This window comes from Sphingomonas sp. URHD0057 (genome assembly GCF_000620665.1).
Taxonomy (GTDB): domain Bacteria; phylum Pseudomonadota; class Alphaproteobacteria; order Sphingomonadales; family Sphingomonadaceae; genus Sphingomicrobium.
In genome coordinates, this window is sequence record NZ_KK211162.1 from 862,087 (window position 1) to 878,545 (window position 16,459).

Below are 16,459 nucleotides of genomic sequence, written 5' to 3' on the forward strand. Positions count from 1 at the left end.
CGCTCCATCGGGGTTCTACCTATCTGCGGACGGTTCGACGGAACCGCCGTCCAGGTCTGCGAAGGGGCGAAGGGACTAATGCGCAGCGGCTCCGCTCCCGCCAAAGCTCTGTTTGAAGGTCAAACCGATGCGAACATGGCTATCGCGATGCCGATAATCTTCCAGCGCCGGCTCGGGCGACGTGCGGTTGGGGATGAACAGCAGCCGGTCGCGGTCGCCGCCGGTATCGGAAATATCGGTCAGGTCGAGCGTCACCGTACTCTTCGTTGACGGACGGTATTCGACGAACCCGCTGACAAAGGGCTGCGTATTGAAATTGGTGTCGAATTCGTCGGTGCGGAAGAAGGTTATCCGGCGATTGTCGTTGAGGGTGAAGCCATAAGCGAACTTGCCTGCGTCGCGGCGGATATCGGCATCCCACTGCCAGCGGGGATAGAAACCGCTGAAGTCGCGCGAGCGATGCGAGATCGGATCGTCGACGCGAGTCCGCTGAACCTGACCGTGAAGCTTGATCCTGAGTCCCGTCCACAGCCGATCGAGCGGCGCGTCGAGCGTCAGGTCGGCATATTGCCGGCGACCCTTACCGAGATTGCCCGGGGCGTCGAACGCATTGCCGTCATCGTCAAGAATGAGGATGCGGTCCTGGAGCTTGCTGACAAGGTCGTAGCCGAGTTCGAGCCGCGCCTTGCCTTGCCCAAAGATCGGGTGCTCGACCAGCAATCGGCTCTCCCACGTCCGCTGCGGCACGAGATTGGCGTTGCCGCCATTGACGCGACCAACCGACAACTCGGCCGAACTCACGAAATCGAAAAAGTCGAGCTGCGCAACGGTGCGGCGAAGGATCGCCTGGGCGTGCCAGCCGGCGCCGGGCTGCCAATCGAAGGTCACGCTCGGCTTCAGGAACTTGAGCGAGCGGTCTTCGGTGGCATCGCCGCGGACCTTGAGCCGTGACATCTCATAGTTCAGCGCCGCGTCCATCCTGAGATTGTGGGTCAGCGGACGCCCGGCGTTGACGTAGACCTCGCCGCGCAGCTCTTCGACGGTCGCGTCCTCGATCGGAAGATCGATCTTCGTTCGGTCACCACCGGGCTCGAGCGAAAAGAAGTCGAGGTGATAGTCAAGGGTGTTCCAGGCGGCCTCGGCGCCGGTTTCGAACCGGAATCCGAGCAAGTCCTGCCGCGACCAGCTGACCCGACCGATTGACTCATTGCGCTGCGATTGAGTGAGCTGTTCCGAGCCGCCCAGGATCTCGGCTCCGCCCAATGAACGGAAGAGGTAGGTGTCGCGCGTCGTCTTGTGCTGGCGGTTTGCCAGCCCCACGAGCTTGACCGCGCCATTTGCAAGGGGGCGCGTGACGTCGCCGCCGACCTCATAAACGGTGGTCTTGTAATCCTCGACGAGGTTATCGTCCCGCTCGGCATCGCCGACCGGCGTCACATGGTTGTCCTGAAGCAGGAAAAAGGTGCTCGGCGCGACCCGCGCGTTGAAGTGGACCGATTTGTCATCGGCCTGCTCGAGCGCCCAGCTACCAGACAGATAGGGGTCGTGCGGGTGGATGTGGTTGAACTTGTCGCGGAACTCGACGAGATCGCCCGTCGCGAAGTCCGTGACACGATCGAATCCCTCCTCGAAATAGTCGGTTCGTCCGAGATCGCCCGACAAGCTGAACGTGGACGGACCTCGGCTCACGAGGATCGACGCGCTGGCGGTGGGGACAACCTTGCCGAACCAGTGGCGCACGGCGCTGACCGTCGCATTGCCGGCAATGCCGCGGTCCGCCGACAGGAACAGGTTCGCGACCTGGGTTTTGCTGGAATAGTCCGCGCCGTAGAGGTCACCCGGACCAACCTCGACCTTCTTGATGCGGCTTGCGGGGATTCGAGCGAGCAATGATTGCAGCGTCTCCGACTTGGAGCTCGGACGCGCTCCGTTGAAGACGACGTTGCCAGCGGTCCCGGAGAAGCCGCGGACGTCGACTCCGGTCGCGGCCTCACTGCTGCCGAGGTCGAGGGTGAAGCCGGGAATGCGCTGAACGATGTCGAGCGCGCTGCGCGGTGCATATTGGGCGAAGAAAGCGGCGTCATAGACCGTCGTCCTGCCGGCCTGCGCCGGGGTTGCCTGCGGCAGCTCGCCCGCGCCCGGAGTTTGGGCAAAGGCAGGGGATGCAGCCAACGCCGCGACGCAAACGGTGATCAGGAGAATTCGAGCAGACGCAGACATTGACGCGAACTCCGAGAGGTTCAGAACCTCTCCGGTTTGCGCGAGCGCCGTCAGCGCACGCGGGAAACCAGCGTCAATTCTTCGTCAAAAACGTTTTTGAATCGCTGATCCAGGCCTGCCGGCTAAGCGGCGCCAGACCGGCCTTTTGTCGCTGGACGTTGATTGCGAGTCGAATGCGATCTTCGATCTCGTCAAAGCGCGGGTCGCTCGCCAGCCATCCAAAGGTCGGGTCGTAACGAAGCGCCATCATTGGGATTGGAGCAAGCCGGAACGGCTTCACCCGCGACCAATGATCGAGCGCTCCAATGGCGGCCTCGCGATTGCCAGTGAGAGCGGCGACGACACCAACGGAGAAGCGCTTCTCGTCTCCCAGCAAACCGCCATTTGGAAGGCGATCCTTGGCTTGGCGATACTGCGTGAGGAGACGATCCGCCTCCGCTTGCCGACCAGTCCTGCGCAACGCAATGATGGTTTCCGGCTGCGCGAGGCGATCGAGCGATATCCGGTCCTCCGCGACAAGCGGTCGTGCCGCGTCGTAAAGCTGAACAAGCGTATCGCCATGCCCCGAAGCAATGAGTAGCGCTGCGCTGTTCCAATAACCGGACTGGTCCCAATAATGGGGGCCTACAGCCTGCGCCGCAGTCGCAAGCGCGGGCCAATTGCCGGTCAGCGCGGCGTTGCCAAGGCGATCATAGCCGACCAGCTTTGCAGCAGCCTGATTATTGCCGAGCAAAGAAAGCGTCGATGCCAGGTTCAACCGCATCTGCCGCTCTTCAGGATAAGAGCGCTGAAGCGCGGAGGTTGTCTTTAGCTGCCCCGCCAGGTCATCATCGAATTTCTGCATCGACTGAAGGAGCAGCAACTTGGCGCGCTGGTCGGTGCTGAGATCGAAAAAGCGCTGGACGTATTGCTTCGCCTCCGCATTTCGACCGACCAGATAGAGCGCCCCGATCAGATGGTCGTAATTGAGTCCCCATAAAGGGTCGATTTCGACGGCGCGTTTGAACTCGGCAATCGCGTCATCGTAGCGGTTGAGCGCTTCAAGCGTTTGCGCGTGCCAGCGATGGAATTCGGGGCGCTGAGGGCTGAGTTGGACCGCCTTGCGCATGTAAGGCTCGGCGCTGGCGTCGAGGCTCAGCGAAAGGAACCCGATCGCGGCGTAGCCGTCCCCGAGGTTCGGATCGAGCGCGACCGCCTTACGGGCGAACGGCTCCGCATCGGCTTGAGCCTGGGAGAAGGGGATCGACCCGTAGGAGGTCGGGTGATCCGATTCGAGCATGATCAACTGCGCGAGCTCGGCATAAGCCGGGGCGTAACGTGGATCGCGGGCAATCGCTTCGCGCAGCAACCGGTCGGCCTCCCGCAGCGTCGGCTCGCGCCGCTCGCGGACGAGCTGACGTGCCGCGAGATAGCGATCGTAGACGTCTGGCGTCGTTTCCTGGGGCCGAACGCCGGCGAAGGATTGCGCGACCCGCGCGGCGACCGCGCCCGCAATATCGCCCTGGACGGCGAAAATGTCGCCCGCCTTGCGCTCATAACGCTCGGACCAGACCTGCGCCCCGTCGGAAACGCGGGTCAGGCGAGCGATGACAAGAATGCGATCCTGGGCGGTGCGGACGCTGCCGTCGAGGAGATAGGTTACCCCGAGCTTGCGCGCGGTTTCCAGCGATTGCGCTGGATCGCCAAGCTGCGCCGCCGATGCGCGCCCGAGCACTCGCAGCTGCCGTTGCCGGCCAAGCAGATTGAGGATTTCGTCGGAAACGCCCGACGCAAAATAGTCTTCGTTCTGTTTCCCGAGGTCGTCGAACGGAAGCACCGCGACGGTCGGGGCCGCCGCGACCGTCGCCGGCCTCATGAAGCTGAAGGCCAAGGCAGCAGCGACAAGCACAGCAATCGCGACCAGCGCAGGTATGACCCAACGACGTTTGCGCGACTCGGCTGAGCGAGGCGCCACACCGACGAGCGGAACCGAAGGCGCGGCCTTGGCCTGGTCGAGCAGCGCCTCGGTCTCGGCGGCGGGCCGGATGCCAAGCTCCTGGTCGAGACGACCCGAAAGTCGGCTGTGCCGGCGCATCGCCGCGGCGCGATCGCCGCCGGCGATGTCCGCGACAATCCCAAGCTGCGCGACACGCTCGTCGAGGGGGTCGAGCCGCTCGAGCTGGTTGGCGATCCGCCTTGCCGCCGTCACGTCACCGCAGCGCAGGCTTTGCTCGGCAACGCCGAGAGCGCCGCTGACTACGGACGAAGAAATGCGCGAACGTTCGTCACGTAACCAGTCGTCGAGCTCGGGCGTGATATCGTCGAGCCCGCCGAGCAATGGTGATTCAACATCATCGAGCGCATCGGCGAGCTCCGCCGCGTCTCGTTCGTCGATGAGGCGATGAACGGCGCCGATGTCGGTCGAAAGTTTCTTCGCCCCTGGCCCAACGGCCTGCCGATCAGCGACAATGTAGCCATTCGAGGATAACGACCGAAGCTCGTAGAGCGCTTGGCGGAGGCTCGCCTTTGCCTGCTCGTCGCCCCGATCGCCCCACAACAAGTCGCTGACGCGTGCTCGCGACAGGGGTGTCTTCGAAAGGGCGATCAAGGCCACAAGTGCCCGAGTCTTCCGCGATTTGGGGGTGACGTCGTCGCCCGCCGAGCTCACCAGGCGCACCGGCCCAAGCAGTCCGAGCGTGAGCTCGCTGGTCCAAAGGAGATCGGCCTTGGGCCCCTGGTCGGCCATTTCAGGTGTATCGCATAGCTAAAACAGTCTGGCTTGGCCAGCCACGGGCGTGAGGATCTACCTCGGGTTCACCTTCATTTGCACGAGGTCGTTGACCGGCGGAAGGGGATTGCGCTGGCCCGCGGCCCAGCGCGCGAAATCGGGGCTGATGTCGAGGGCCTTGAGCTGCACGAGGTCGCTGACGCGCAGGTGAGCGTAGCCAGCGCGCTGCATGCCCGCGACATAGTCCGGCGTGACATCGAGCGCCTTGAGCTGGACAAGATCTCCAGCGGGGAGGCGGCCGTAGCCGAGGCGGTCGAGCGCGGCGACGTAATCCGCGGTGATATCCAACGCCTTGAGCTGGACGAGGTCGTCGGCCGGAATGTTGGCATAGCCGAGCCGGGCGAAGCCGCCGATATATTCGGGCGTGATGTCCATCGCGCGAAATTCGACCAAATTATGGATTGCCGGTGGGCGGTAGCCCAGCCGGGCGAGGTCGGAGATGTAACGAGCATCCACTCCAACCGCCGTCATTTCGATCAAATTGTTGATCGTCGGCGTTGGGTACCGCGCGGCGGCGACCGCATCGATAAGCGAACGGCGTACGTCGAGCGCGACCAGGCTGAACGCCTCGTCTCGGCTTGGCTGACCAATGCCCCGCGCCGCGAGCAGCTGCTCGAAGGTCGGATCCGACGTCATAGTGCAGGTGCCGCCGGCATAGGATTCACCGCCATGACCGATGCAATCGAGGCGTCCGGCTTCGCGGATCACGGCGAAGCGAAGCGGTCTGCTGCCGGAAGAGTGAAATGCGGCAAGGTCGAGTCCGGCGAGGTCGGCCGCGCGAAAGGAGCTCGACCAGTTGTTGTGGTTGCGGCCGTTTCGGTCGTCGCGAAAGTCGGCGCGGATGGTGCCTGCCTCGTGGGAAGGCTCGAGCGTGAAATGAAGCCAGTCGGCGGGCTGGGCGATGACTGCGGACGACACCGACAGGCCGGCGCAACACAAAGCGAATAGGAAGGCGAGAAAACGGTTCATCTCGGGTCTCCTTGTGCGATTGATTGGGGCAAAGTTCGCCCGTTCGCCCGGGCCAGGCGCTTTAGAAATCATTGTGGAAGTTCAGTCGGAAGTGGGAGCGGGGTTAACCGCCGCCGTCGTCATCCGGATCGTTGACCGGATCCCAGTTGGCGGGTGGAACCCTGGGCGGCCTCGGCGGCGCGGGCGGGGCCGGCACCAGGTCGCGCGGCCCGACGCCCACCGCCCATAGCTCGACCAGCTTGTCGGGGTCGCGGATCACATAGCCAGAGCGGCGCAGCTGCTGGACATATTCCGGCTTCACGCCAACCGCGCGGAGCTGGACGAAATCGTCCATGTCGCCAGCCACACCCGCCGATCGCAGCGCGCGAACATAATCGCCGGTCACTCCGACGGCGCGCGCTTCGGTCAGTTCGTCCTCATCGATCGCGGGAAAACCGGCGGAGGCCAGCGACCGCGCGAACTCCGGTGTTACGCCAACCGATTTCATTCCGGCGAAATCGGATGGAGTGAGGCGAGCGAGCTTAGGTGAAACGGCGCGCATGGCGCTGACATAATCGGGCGTCACGCCGACGGCCTTCATCTCGATGATCGCATCGATCTGGCGATCGTCGGGTTCGTAAGCGCGAACAATCGAGCGAGCATGATCGGTTGCGCGATCGGCCTGGGCGAGCGCGGTCTCACGTGCATTGTCGGCCGCTGCAAGCGCATTGGCGACGGCCGCCGCCCGCGCTTCTTGTGCAGTCATCTTCTGAGTCGGCACGGTCGCGGCAACAGCTGCTGCAACCGAAGTTGAAACACCGTTTGCAATGATGTGCGCGAGATCGTTCGGAACCGGCGCGGGCGAATAATAGGGCGCCTGCGTGGTCTTCCCTTTCGACTTCGCGGAGTTGGAGCTGGCTGCTTCCTTGCTTCCGCCCGGAGCGACGGTCAGTGCAGCAAGCGGCGCCGCAATCAGCACTGCGCCGACAAGGACGCCAAGAGCGAAGGAGCGAGCCACGGGACCGCGCACGGACTTGCCGTCGAGGACGCGGGCGACACGGCGGGCGAGCGAGCCCTTAGACGGAGCGACGCCATGCGCGCCAAGCAGCAGGCCGGGGCACTCGTGGCGGGCAACGCCGACCAGCAGCTGGGCATAATCGGTATCGACGATATCGGCCGCAAGCACCGCGTCGTCGGCGGTTTCCTCGCGTAGCTGATGCGCTTCGCGGGCAAGCAGCCACACCAGGGGATTGAACCAGAAGAGGGCAGTGGCGACGCGCGCCAGCAGCAGCTTGACCCAATCCATGCGGGCGACATGCGCCAGTTCATGGGCGATGATGGCTTCGGCCTCGCTCGAGGCTTCGACGGCGCGCGTGTTGAGCACGATCACTGGGCGCATCAGCCCCCAGCTGATCGGCGAGGACAACTCGTCGCTCGTCAGCAGCGCGGTCCCATGCTTGAACCCCATCCGGCGCTGGGCCCGGGCGAGGGCGCTCAGCCAATGCCCGTCGACGAGGACGTCGGCCCGGGCGCGAAGCGTGATCAACCGGCCAAGCGCGAGCAAGGTGATGAACAGCAGGATGGCGGCCGGAACGGCATAGAGCGCCATCGTCGCCGACGTCGCGTTGACCCGAAGGCGCCGCGCTTGCTGCGGGAGGGTGGCGGTCTTCGCGTTGGCCGCGGGCAGTGACGCGCTCGTCGCATTCGTCGGGGCCGCGATGGTGGGGACTTCCGTCTGTGCCGTCGTCACCTGACCGAGCAGGGCAGGCGCCTCAACCGTCCAGCTCGTCCAGCTCGGCAGCACCAGTGGCGCGAAGGCGAGGGTCACCAGTGCGAGCAGCCCCATGTGCGCGACCCATGAGCGTTCAGCCGCGGAGCGCCGTTTCATGAGCTCGAGCAGCCCGAGCGAAACGCCGGCGATGAGCAGCGACTTGAGAGCAATGGCGACCAGGACATGCATTACTGACCCCCTTTGGCCTTCCGGGCGCGGGCGATCATCTCTTCGAGCTGGTCGATCTCGTCTTCCTTCAGGCGGTCCGACATTCCAAGCAGGGCGCTCGCGGCGCTGGCCGGTGAGCCGTTGAAGAAGACGCGGACGATTTCGCTCAGGGCGGATTTCTTGGCGACCGAGTCGGACAATACCGGGCTGTACAAGAATCCGCGATCGGATTCGCTGCGCTGGACGAACCCCTTGTCCTCGAGCCGCTTCAGCATCGCCCGCACCGCCGAGCCGCTCAGTTGGTCGGGAAGCGCATCGCAGATGTCCGCGACGGGCAGGGCCCCACGCTCATAAAGGATATCCACGATCTGGCGTTCGCGGGGCGGAAGTTTGCTCAACATCATCCTGAATTCCCTTCGGCGCACGACAGACTCGCCGCGCTACATTTGTAGTGAGTGCTACATTTGTAGCGTCATTGCAAGCCAAAAATTCTTGGGCGAAATCAATGGACCTGGGTGAGGACGATCGAGACATTATCGGGAGCGCCGCGCGCAAGCACCAGCTCCACCAGCTTGTCGGCCGCCTTATCCATCGGCGCGGAGGTCAGCTCCTCGAGGATTTCATAGTCGTCCACCAGGCGGGTCAAGCCGTCGCTGGCGAGGAGGAAGATGTCACCGGAATCGGCATCGCCGGTGGAGCTGTCCATCTGGAGATCCTCCGACACGCCCACCGCACGGGTGATGACGTTGGCGCTCTCGTGCTTCTCGGCGTCCTCGGCCTTTAGCATCCCGGCATCGACCAGGTCCTGCACCAGGCTATGGTCGCGCGACAGGCGGCGGATCTGCCCGCTCCGGATGCGATAGGCGCGGCTGTCGCCGGCCCAGAAGCAGCGGAAATGCCCGTCCGCGATCGCCAGCCCGACGACGGTCGTGCCGATCGTTCGGGAGTGGTCGCCGGATCGGGCAAGTTCGATCAGCTCGCGATTGACGACGTACAGCGCGTCGATCGCCGCCTCGACCAATTCGTCCAGGCCATAGACGATCGGGAGCGAGCGAAGCGCTTCCACGACTTTGGCGCTGGCCACGTCGCCCGCTTCATGGCCGCCCATGCCGTCGGCGACGGCCCATAGCCCGCGCTCGGTGCGCTCGAAGATGGAATCCTCGTTGACCTTCCGGCGTAAGCCCACGTGCGTACGGCTGATACAATCAAAACTCATCGCCTGCCCCCTGGCGTCCCCTATGGCGGGCAGACTAGCAATTGAGTAACGTGTATGCGATTTGATTTTGCAGACTTTGGTCGGGCGGGGGCAGCCGGCAATGAATAAAGCGTACAGCAACAAGGCATTGCCTGCCGGAACGGTGTTGCGCGAATGGCGTCTCGAAGAGGTGCTCGGCGTCGGCGGGTTCGGCATCGTCTACAAAGCGCGCGGAATCTATTTCGACGAGCTCGTCGCGATCAAGGAATACTTCCCGAGCTCGATCAGCGACCGCGATTCCGAGGACACCGTGGTCCCCATCGATTCCGATGCGGAGGAAGTCCACGCACTGGGCCTCAAGAAGTTCGTCGAGGAGGCCAAGCTCCTCTGGAACCTCTCGACGCCGACCCGCCACCCCAACATCGTCAGCGTTCGCAGCCTCTTCGAGATCCACGGCACCGCCTACATGGTGATGGACTTCGAGGACGGCGTGTCGCTGTCGCGGATGCTGAAGCAGGGCAGGCGCTTCAACGAGCGCAGCCTGTGGAACATCCTTCGCCCGATCGCGCAGGGACTCGAAAGGGCGCATCGGGTCGGCGTGCTGCACCGCGACATCAAGCCGCCCAATATCCTCATCAATGAGGACAACCGGCCGGTCCTGATCGACTTCGGCTCGGCGCGCTTCACGACCGCCGAGGCGACCAGCACCAACGTCACCTTCCACACGCCGCCGTATGCGGCGATCGAACAATATGTGAAGACCTACGAGCAGGGCCCGTGGACCGACATCTACGCGCTTGGCGTTGTGATGTACGAATGCGTGACGGGCGAGAAGCCGGCGGAAGTGCTCGAGCGCCTGCACGCAGGCATGGGCAATCCGCTCGCCGGCGCCAAATGGCCCGGCTACGGCAAGAAGTTCCTGGCCGCGATCGACGCGGCGATGGTGGTCAAGCCCGAGGACCGGCCGCAATCGATTGGCGACTGGCTGGCGACTTTCGGCAAGAGCCTCGAAGAAGAGGCGGAAACCGAGGACGGCTCCGACGACGCCACGCGTTTTATTGCCCAGCAGGTCGAGACCGAGGAAATCATACCGGTCGGCACGACCGACGCGTCCAACCTCGTGGAGACCGGCGTTCCGGCCGATCCCAAGCAGGTCAAGTTCAAGCGCATGGGGCGCGAGACCACGACGTCCAAGAAGATTCTTGTGCCGCCCGGGCCGGGCGAAGCCGAAGCCGAAGAGGTCGAGGGTGGTGACGGCGAGGAAGCGGTGGTCGCCGCGACTCCCAAGGCCGAGAAGCCGAGCAAGAAGGCGCCGGTTGCCAAGGAGTCGGGCAGCAGGCCGAAGCCAGCTCTATTGGTCGGGGCAGGTGCGATCGCGCTGCTCGGAGCGGTCGGCGCAGCCGCGCTCTTCATGCGCGGCGGCGAGCCCGCTTCGACAGAAACGGTGAACGCGACCTCTGACGTCGGCGGCAACGCCGACCTTGTGCTTGGCGGCGCAACCCCGGACGCCAATGCGGCGGTCGATGCGAACGCCGTCGGCACAGAAATGCAAAATGCAGCGACCGCGGGCCAAACCGTAACGGAGCCCGATGCAGCCGGCGCTGCGCTGCGCAAGGAGCAGGCGAAAGCCACGGCCGCCGAGGCTCGGCTGGCGGCAATTCAGAAGGCGCAGGCGAAAGCGGCCGCTCAAAAGCCAGGCACTCCCGCGGCTGCGACGAAAACCGCTGCGACGGCCCCGAGCGCCGCCGCATCGTCCGAATCCAGCGGCAGCACTAGCGGCGGCGTTTCGTCCTCGAAACTGTCGCAATTCTACGGGGTCGTCGACAGCGCCCGCGGCATGGCGAGGCAGGTGATGCGGTCCGGCAATCCGTCCAACGTCCAGCTGGCGCGAAGCTATGACGCCAACCTCAAGACGCTGAGGGATTCGATCCGAGGGGTGAATTCGGACAAGGACGCCGATCGCCTGATCAAGCAGGCGACGCAGACCCGCGCCTATGTCCAGTTCCTGGTGAAGCAGTCGCAGTAGCCGCGTCTGCGTTCAGTATCCCCGTTGGCGCTCAGGGCGTCGCTGCGAGGCGCAACCCCCTGCGATTGCCGCCGCCGGGATCGCTCCAGGCGAGCGCCTCCTGGCGGCTGCGGATCTCATGGGAGAGAGATACCTGACCGACTCTCAACACGGAGCCGATCGGGAGGACGGCAGTGCGGCCGATCCGCTGACCGTCAATGTAGGTGCCATTGGTCGAATTGAGGTCCGAGACGATGACCTCGTCGTTTGCCAGGCCCACCCTGCAGTGCTCGCGTGATACGCTCGCGTGCGCAATGATCGCGTCGGCCGGTGCGGCACGCCCAATCTTGAGGCCCGCAGGTGCGACGACGAAGCATTGCTCAGCTTCCTCATCAATCACGCACAGGCAGTGAAATTCGTCGCTCTGCTGCTCGGGCAGCGAAGGTTGAGGTTCGGGAACGTCGATCTCCGGCTCGGGCGGCCCTCCCGTCTTGCGGCTGCTCGAAGCGAAAATGACATCGTCGTTGCCGGGCCGCAGCCGGTCCCGGGTGGGTGGTGTGGCCATGCGCGACCCGCGCGCGGGTGCGACCGGCTTGAGCGGAGGCGGCTCGACCAGTCCATCCGCGGCGCTGTTCCTCTGAACCATGCGCTGGACGTCGGTGACGAACGCCCGCCACGCCGAATCCGATGCGTCGCCGGACCAGCCGGAAAGGTCGGCGGTATGGGTCAGCTCGAAGGCGATCGGACGGTCGCATTCTTCGATGATCGCCGGCACCAGCTTGTTGCGGCGGTCGGCGAGGGTCGCTTCGGCGCGAACCCAGCGCGAGGTGACCGACCGCGGCGACCACAGGACGACCACCGCCTTCGCTTCTTTCAGGCGCTGCTCGATGACCTCATCGAAGGTCTGGCCCGACTGAAGCGCGGCGTCCCACCAGACGTCGAGGCCCTCCGCACCGAACGACTCGGCGATATGCCGGGCCGCCGCGCGATCCTCGCGACTGTAGGACAGGAAAATGTCGATTCCGGACAAAAGTCCCCCTTAAGCGGCCTCAGCAATCATTCGCCCATGATCGGCCGACGACCTGGCCGGCGACCGGATTCACGGCCCGGCACGACTCGCACCGATCCAAACGTAAGAATCGGTTAATTATGTTTCGATGTCGAGGGCCAAGTGTTCACCGTCCCGTGATGGGATAGCTTTGTAATCAGATATTTGGCGGAGAGGGTGGGATTCGAACCCACGGTGGGCTTGCACCCACGGCGGTTTTCAAGACCGCTGCCTTAAACCACTCGGCCACCTCTCCGATTGGCGCCAGCATATCGTTCGGGGAGCCGAGCTGTGCAAGGCGCGCGATGAACCAAGCTGGCCGGGGAGGGGTTTTACCGCTTAGCCTCGGCAGTGATGAGGATCGTAAGGTGGCCGGCGTGAGCAGTTGGATTGTGATTGGGCTGTCGGCCATGTCGCTCGGGTCGGCGTCGGCGCCGATGGCGCAACCAAAGCCGGTCCAGCTCGCCCAGACCTATGGGCCGGTAAGCACCGTGCCGTACGGACAGCCGGCCTTTCAGCAGCCGGTCTCGTCGGCTTGGGACACCTACAAGCGGCGGCTCGCCATCCTCGCCGGGCAGCAAGGCGTACGCGCCACGACCATCCAGGCCTATGTCCCCAACCTTCAAATCAACCAAAGGGTGATCGAGCTCGAGCGCACCGAGCCGGTCGCGCGCAGCAGCGGAGGCGTCGTCGGCACGCTTGCGCCTTATCTCCGCAGCCACGTCACGCCGTCCCTGATCCAGCGTGGGCAGAGCAATTACTACGACCATTACCAGGCACTGAAGTCGCTCGAGCTGCGCTTCGGCGTCGATCCGGCGGTGTTGATGGCGATCTGGGGCCATGAGACCAGCTACGGCACGGTCACCGGCAGCACCGACCTGCTGCAGGCGCTCGCCAGCCTCGGCTACTACGGTCGCCGCCGCGAATTCTTCGAGGGCGAGTTCATTGCCGCGCTCAAGCTCATCGACCAGGGCGTGCCGCGTTGGCGTCTCAAGGGCAGCTGGGCGGGCGCGACGGGCTATCCCCAGTTCATGCCGTCGGTGGCCCTGAGGCTGCGGGCGGACGGCGATGGCGACGGCTATGCCGACATTTGGGCCAACGAACTGGATGGGCTGGCGTCGATCGCCCAATATCTTCGCGACGCCGGTTGGAAGCCGAATGTGGCCTGGGGCGTGCCGGTGCGAACCCCCGCCAACCTCAACCGGGCGGCGATCGTCAATCGCTTGAACGCGCAGCGCTGCCCGCAGGTCTATCGCCGGCACAGCCGCTGGCTGACGATGAGGGAGTGGCGCTCGCTCGGCGTGACTCCAACCGGTCGTTCGCTGCCGGACAGCGAGATGGCCAGCCTGATCGAGCCGGACGGTCCCGACGCGCGCGCGTTCCTGATGACCACCAATTACCGGGCGATCCTCGATTACAATTGCTCGAATTTCTACGCGATTTCGGTCGGGGTTCTGGCGGACGCGATTGCGCGGCGATAGACAGGCGCTCGTCCACCTGAATCAAGGATCCCGCCATCTCCATGTCGCGCATTCCCCTGTCCGCAGCTGCCGCTTCGCTGCTATTCGCAACCGCCGCGCCCGCCGCTGCGCCTCAGTTCGATACGCCGGCCAAGGTCGCGTTCGTGATCGATTTGTCTTCGGGAGCCGTGCTCTACCAAAAAAACGCCGATGTTCGCATGCCGCCGGCGTCGATGGCCAAGATGATGACCACCGACGTCGCCTTCGAGCTGATCGACAAGGGCCAGCTTCCGCTCACCAAGATGTGCACGGTGCGGCCCGAGACCTGGCAGAAGTGGCATGGCCCGCAGGCGGGATCGACCATGTTCCTGTCGCCCAATGAACAAGTCAGCGTCGAGAACCTGTTGAAGGGCATCGTGACCCTGTCGGGCAATGACGCGTCGGTGGTCCTGGCCGAATGCATCGCCGGGACCGAGCAGGCTTTCGCCGAGCAGATGAACACGCTCGGCAAGAAGATCGGCCTCACCAATAGCCATTTCGGAACGGCCAACGGTTGGCCCGACAATGGCGTGACCTATGTGTCGGCCCGCGATCTCGCGACGCTCGCGCGCTATGAAATCGAGAACCATTACAAGCTCTACAAACAGTTCTATTCGCTGCCGAGTTTCACTTGGGGCAAGACGCTCGGCTCGGGCCAGGACATCACCCAGCAGAATCGCAACCCGATTCTCGGCAAGGTGTCGGGCGCGGACGGGCTCAAGACCGGCCATACCGATGAGGCCGGCTACGGCTTCACCGGTTCGGCGGACCAGAACGGCCGGCGTTTGATCGAGGTCGTTGCCGGGCTGGGAAGCTGGAACGCGCGTGTCGAGGAATCGACGCGGCTGATCCAATGGGGCTTCAATGCCTGGTCGGCCAAGCCGTTGTTCCAGTCCGGAGCCAAGGTCGGCACCGCGCAGGTCCAGCTGGGCAGCAGCAGCGAGGTGCCGCTGATCGCCCCCCGCAATCTCGCGGTCACCGTTCCGGCGGGCCTCGCCAGCGGCGCGACCAGCCTCAAGATCCGCTACCAGGGCCCGGTCGCGGCGCCGATCGCCAAGGGCCAGCATATCGCCGATCTAGTCATCACCACCGGCGACACGCCGCCGCAGGTCGTGCCGCTGGTCGCCGGCGAGGACGTCGGCAAGGCGGGATTCTTCGGCCGCATCTGGCTCGGCCTCAAGTCGCTGTTTGGAATGGCGTGACCGCCCAAGGGCCAAAACGCGGCAGGTTCATTTCCCTCGAGGGCGGGGAGGGGGTCGGCAAGTCGACCCAGGTTTGCGCCCTCGCCCAGGCGCTGCAGAAACGCGGCCTCGACGTCCTGATCACCCGCGAGCCGGGCGGCAGCGACGGCGCTGAGAAAATCCGTGAGTTGCTGCTGGCCGGCGGCGCGGACCGTTGGAGCGCGAAAACTGAGGCGCTGCTGTTCGCGGCCGCGCGCGCCGATCATTTCGAGCGGACGATCGGCCCCGCGCTCTCCGAGGGACGGTGGGTGATCTCCGACCGGTTCGTCGACAGCTCGCTCGCATATCAGGGCGGTGCGGGCGGGCTCGGCATCGAAAAGGTGCGCGAGCTCAATGCGATGGCGATCGAAAGCGGCTTCCCCGACCGCACTCTGATTCTGCTTCTCGATGAAGGCGGCGAGCGAGCGCGGGTGCGGGACAGCGATGGAAGCGACCGCATCGGCGGCCGCGGTGCCGACTATCATCACAAGGTCGAGCTCGCCTTTCGCATGATCGCTGCCGAAGAGCCCGAGCGAGTAAAGCTGGTCGATGCCTCGGGAGCGCCGCAAGCGGTGACCGAACGCCTGCTGGATGCGATCCAGGACCTGCTCCCGTGATCCTGGGGCAGGATCGCGCCGTTGCGCAGTTCGCCAGTGCCTGGGCGACCCGCCGATTGCACCACGCCTGGCTGCTCGCAGGGCCAAGGGGCGTGGGCAAGGCGAGCTTCGCGCATGCCGCCGCCCGGCGCGCTCTCGCCGACGCCGCTGGGCCGCCGTCGGAGCTGCCATTCCTAGAGACTCCGGACGATCACCCAATCGTGAAACTGGTCGAGGCCGGCAGCCACCCCGACATGCGCTGGCTCGAAAGGCTCGCGAACGAGAAGACCGGCAATCTCAACCGCAACATCAAGATCGACCAGGTTCGCGAACTCGGTGGATTCATGGCCATGACCGCTGCATTGTCGCCGTGGCGCGTGGCGGTGATCGACAGCGTCGACGACCTTGAGCCCGCGGGCGCCAACGCGCTACTGAAGATGCTCGAGGAGCCTCCGTCCAATACTCTATTCTTCCTGGTCAGCCACGCCGCCGGACGCCTGCTGCCGACGATCCGCTCGCGCTGCCGGCGCCTCGACTTCCATGAGCTTGACGACGACGCCATGACGTCAATCCTGGAAACGCAGGCGCCGAGCCTCAGCGCGGCGGAGCGGCAGAAGATCAGCGGCATGTCCAACGGATCGGCGGGTAGGGCGCTCGCGTTCGCCGAGCTCGACCTTGCCAGGCTCGAGGACGCCGCGCTCGGCATCCTTCGCCAGGGCGATCCCACCAATGCCCGCCGCTCTGACCTCGCCGCCGAGCTCGGCAAGAAGGCGGCGGCGGATCGCTATGCAGCGTTCCTCGATCTCGCGCCCTCGCTGATTGCGCGGGAGGCGCGAGGACTTGAAGGCCAACCGCGCGAACGGGCGCTCGATGCATATGCAAAGGCCCGCGAGCTGGCGACCATCGCGCCGCGCCTGTCATTGGATCCCGCGGCGACCGTGTTCCAGATCGGCGGCATCCTCGCCGAAGTTGCGGGGCCCGCTTCCTTGAAGCGCTAGGCCCGCCCGGCTACGTGCGGCTCG

12 protein-coding genes and 1 tRNA gene are annotated in these 16,459 nt (G+C 64.8%); 5 read left to right on the forward strand and 8 right to left on the reverse strand.

Annotated features, from left to right (window positions below; genetic code table 11):
- Positions 1-75 precede the first annotated feature (75 nt).
- The 6 genes from N539_RS0113250 to N539_RS0113275 all read right to left on the reverse strand — a co-directional run bounded on the left by N539_RS0113250 (position 76) and on the right by N539_RS0113275 (position 9,060).
- Complete coding sequence (locus N539_RS0113250) at positions 76-2,220, reverse strand: TonB-dependent receptor plug domain-containing protein (protein WP_081774363.1); 2,145 nt, start codon at positions 2,218-2,220, stop codon at positions 76-78.
- Positions 2,221-2,293: 73 nt separating this feature from the next.
- Positions 2,294-4,945, reverse strand: a complete 2,652-nt coding sequence (locus N539_RS0113255) for a BTAD domain-containing putative transcriptional regulator (protein ID WP_028970656.1) — start codon at positions 4,943-4,945, stop codon at positions 2,294-2,296.
- 57 nt (positions 4,946-5,002) lie between these two features.
- Positions 5,003-5,956, reverse strand: coding sequence for a hypothetical protein (locus N539_RS0113260; protein WP_028970657.1), 954 nt, complete (start codon positions 5,954-5,956; stop codon positions 5,003-5,005).
- A 103-nt stretch (positions 5,957-6,059) separates the two neighbouring features.
- The gene (locus tag N539_RS0113265; protein ID WP_028970658.1) at positions 6,060-7,895 is read right to left on the reverse strand and encodes a M56 family metallopeptidase; all 1,836 of its coding nucleotides are present in this window, start codon (positions 7,893-7,895) and stop codon (positions 6,060-6,062) included.
- On the reverse strand, positions 7,895-8,278 hold the full coding sequence (locus N539_RS0113270) for a BlaI/MecI/CopY family transcriptional regulator (RefSeq protein WP_231463059.1): 384 nt from the start codon (positions 8,276-8,278) through the stop codon (positions 7,895-7,897). Before N539_RS0113270 ends, N539_RS0113265 begins: the two co-directional genes overlap by 1 nt.
- Before the next feature lie 98 nt (positions 8,279-8,376).
- Complete coding sequence (locus N539_RS0113275; RefSeq protein ID WP_051531807.1) at positions 8,377-9,060, reverse strand: PP2C family protein-serine/threonine phosphatase; 684 nt, start codon at positions 9,058-9,060, stop codon at positions 8,377-8,379.
- A 130-nt stretch (positions 9,061-9,190) separates the two neighbouring features.
- Between N539_RS0113275 and N539_RS17965 the strand changes: the two genes are divergently transcribed.
- The gene (locus N539_RS17965; RefSeq protein ID WP_051531808.1) at positions 9,191-11,095 is read left to right on the forward strand and encodes a serine/threonine protein kinase; all 1,905 of its coding nucleotides are present in this window, start codon (positions 9,191-9,193) and stop codon (positions 11,093-11,095) included.
- A gap of 31 nt (positions 11,096-11,126) precedes the next feature.
- On the opposite strand, the gene N539_RS17970 is transcribed toward N539_RS17965, so the two are convergent.
- Both N539_RS17970 and N539_RS0113290 read right to left on the reverse strand, forming a co-directional pair.
- Entirely contained in the window at positions 11,127-12,104 is a 978-nt protein-coding gene (locus N539_RS17970; protein ID WP_028970661.1) for a TIR domain-containing protein, read from the reverse strand.
- A 184-nt stretch (positions 12,105-12,288) separates the two neighbouring features.
- A tRNA-Ser gene (locus tag N539_RS0113290) sits at positions 12,289-12,378 on the reverse strand.
- A 121-nt stretch (positions 12,379-12,499) separates the two neighbouring features.
- Between N539_RS0113290 and N539_RS0113295 the strand changes: the two genes are divergently transcribed.
- The 4 genes from N539_RS0113295 to N539_RS0113310 are packed head-to-tail and all read left to right on the forward strand — an operon-like array spanning position 12,500 to position 16,435.
- Complete coding sequence (locus N539_RS0113295; RefSeq protein ID WP_231463061.1) at positions 12,500-13,603, forward strand: lytic murein transglycosylase; 1,104 nt, start codon at positions 12,500-12,502, stop codon at positions 13,601-13,603.
- Positions 13,604-13,644: 41 nt separating this feature from the next.
- Positions 13,645-14,823, forward strand: a complete 1,179-nt coding sequence (locus tag N539_RS0113300; protein ID WP_028970663.1) for a D-alanyl-D-alanine carboxypeptidase family protein — start codon at positions 13,645-13,647, stop codon at positions 14,821-14,823.
- Complete coding sequence (gene tmk, locus N539_RS0113305; RefSeq protein WP_028970664.1) at positions 14,820-15,458, forward strand: dTMP kinase; 639 nt, start codon at positions 14,820-14,822, stop codon at positions 15,456-15,458. Before N539_RS0113300 ends, tmk begins: the two co-directional genes overlap by 4 nt.
- On the forward strand, positions 15,455-16,435 hold the full coding sequence (locus tag N539_RS0113310) for a DNA polymerase III subunit delta' (protein WP_051531809.1): 981 nt from the start codon (positions 15,455-15,457) through the stop codon (positions 16,433-16,435). Before tmk ends, N539_RS0113310 begins: the two co-directional genes overlap by 4 nt.
- Positions 16,436-16,459: the final 24 nt, after the last annotated feature.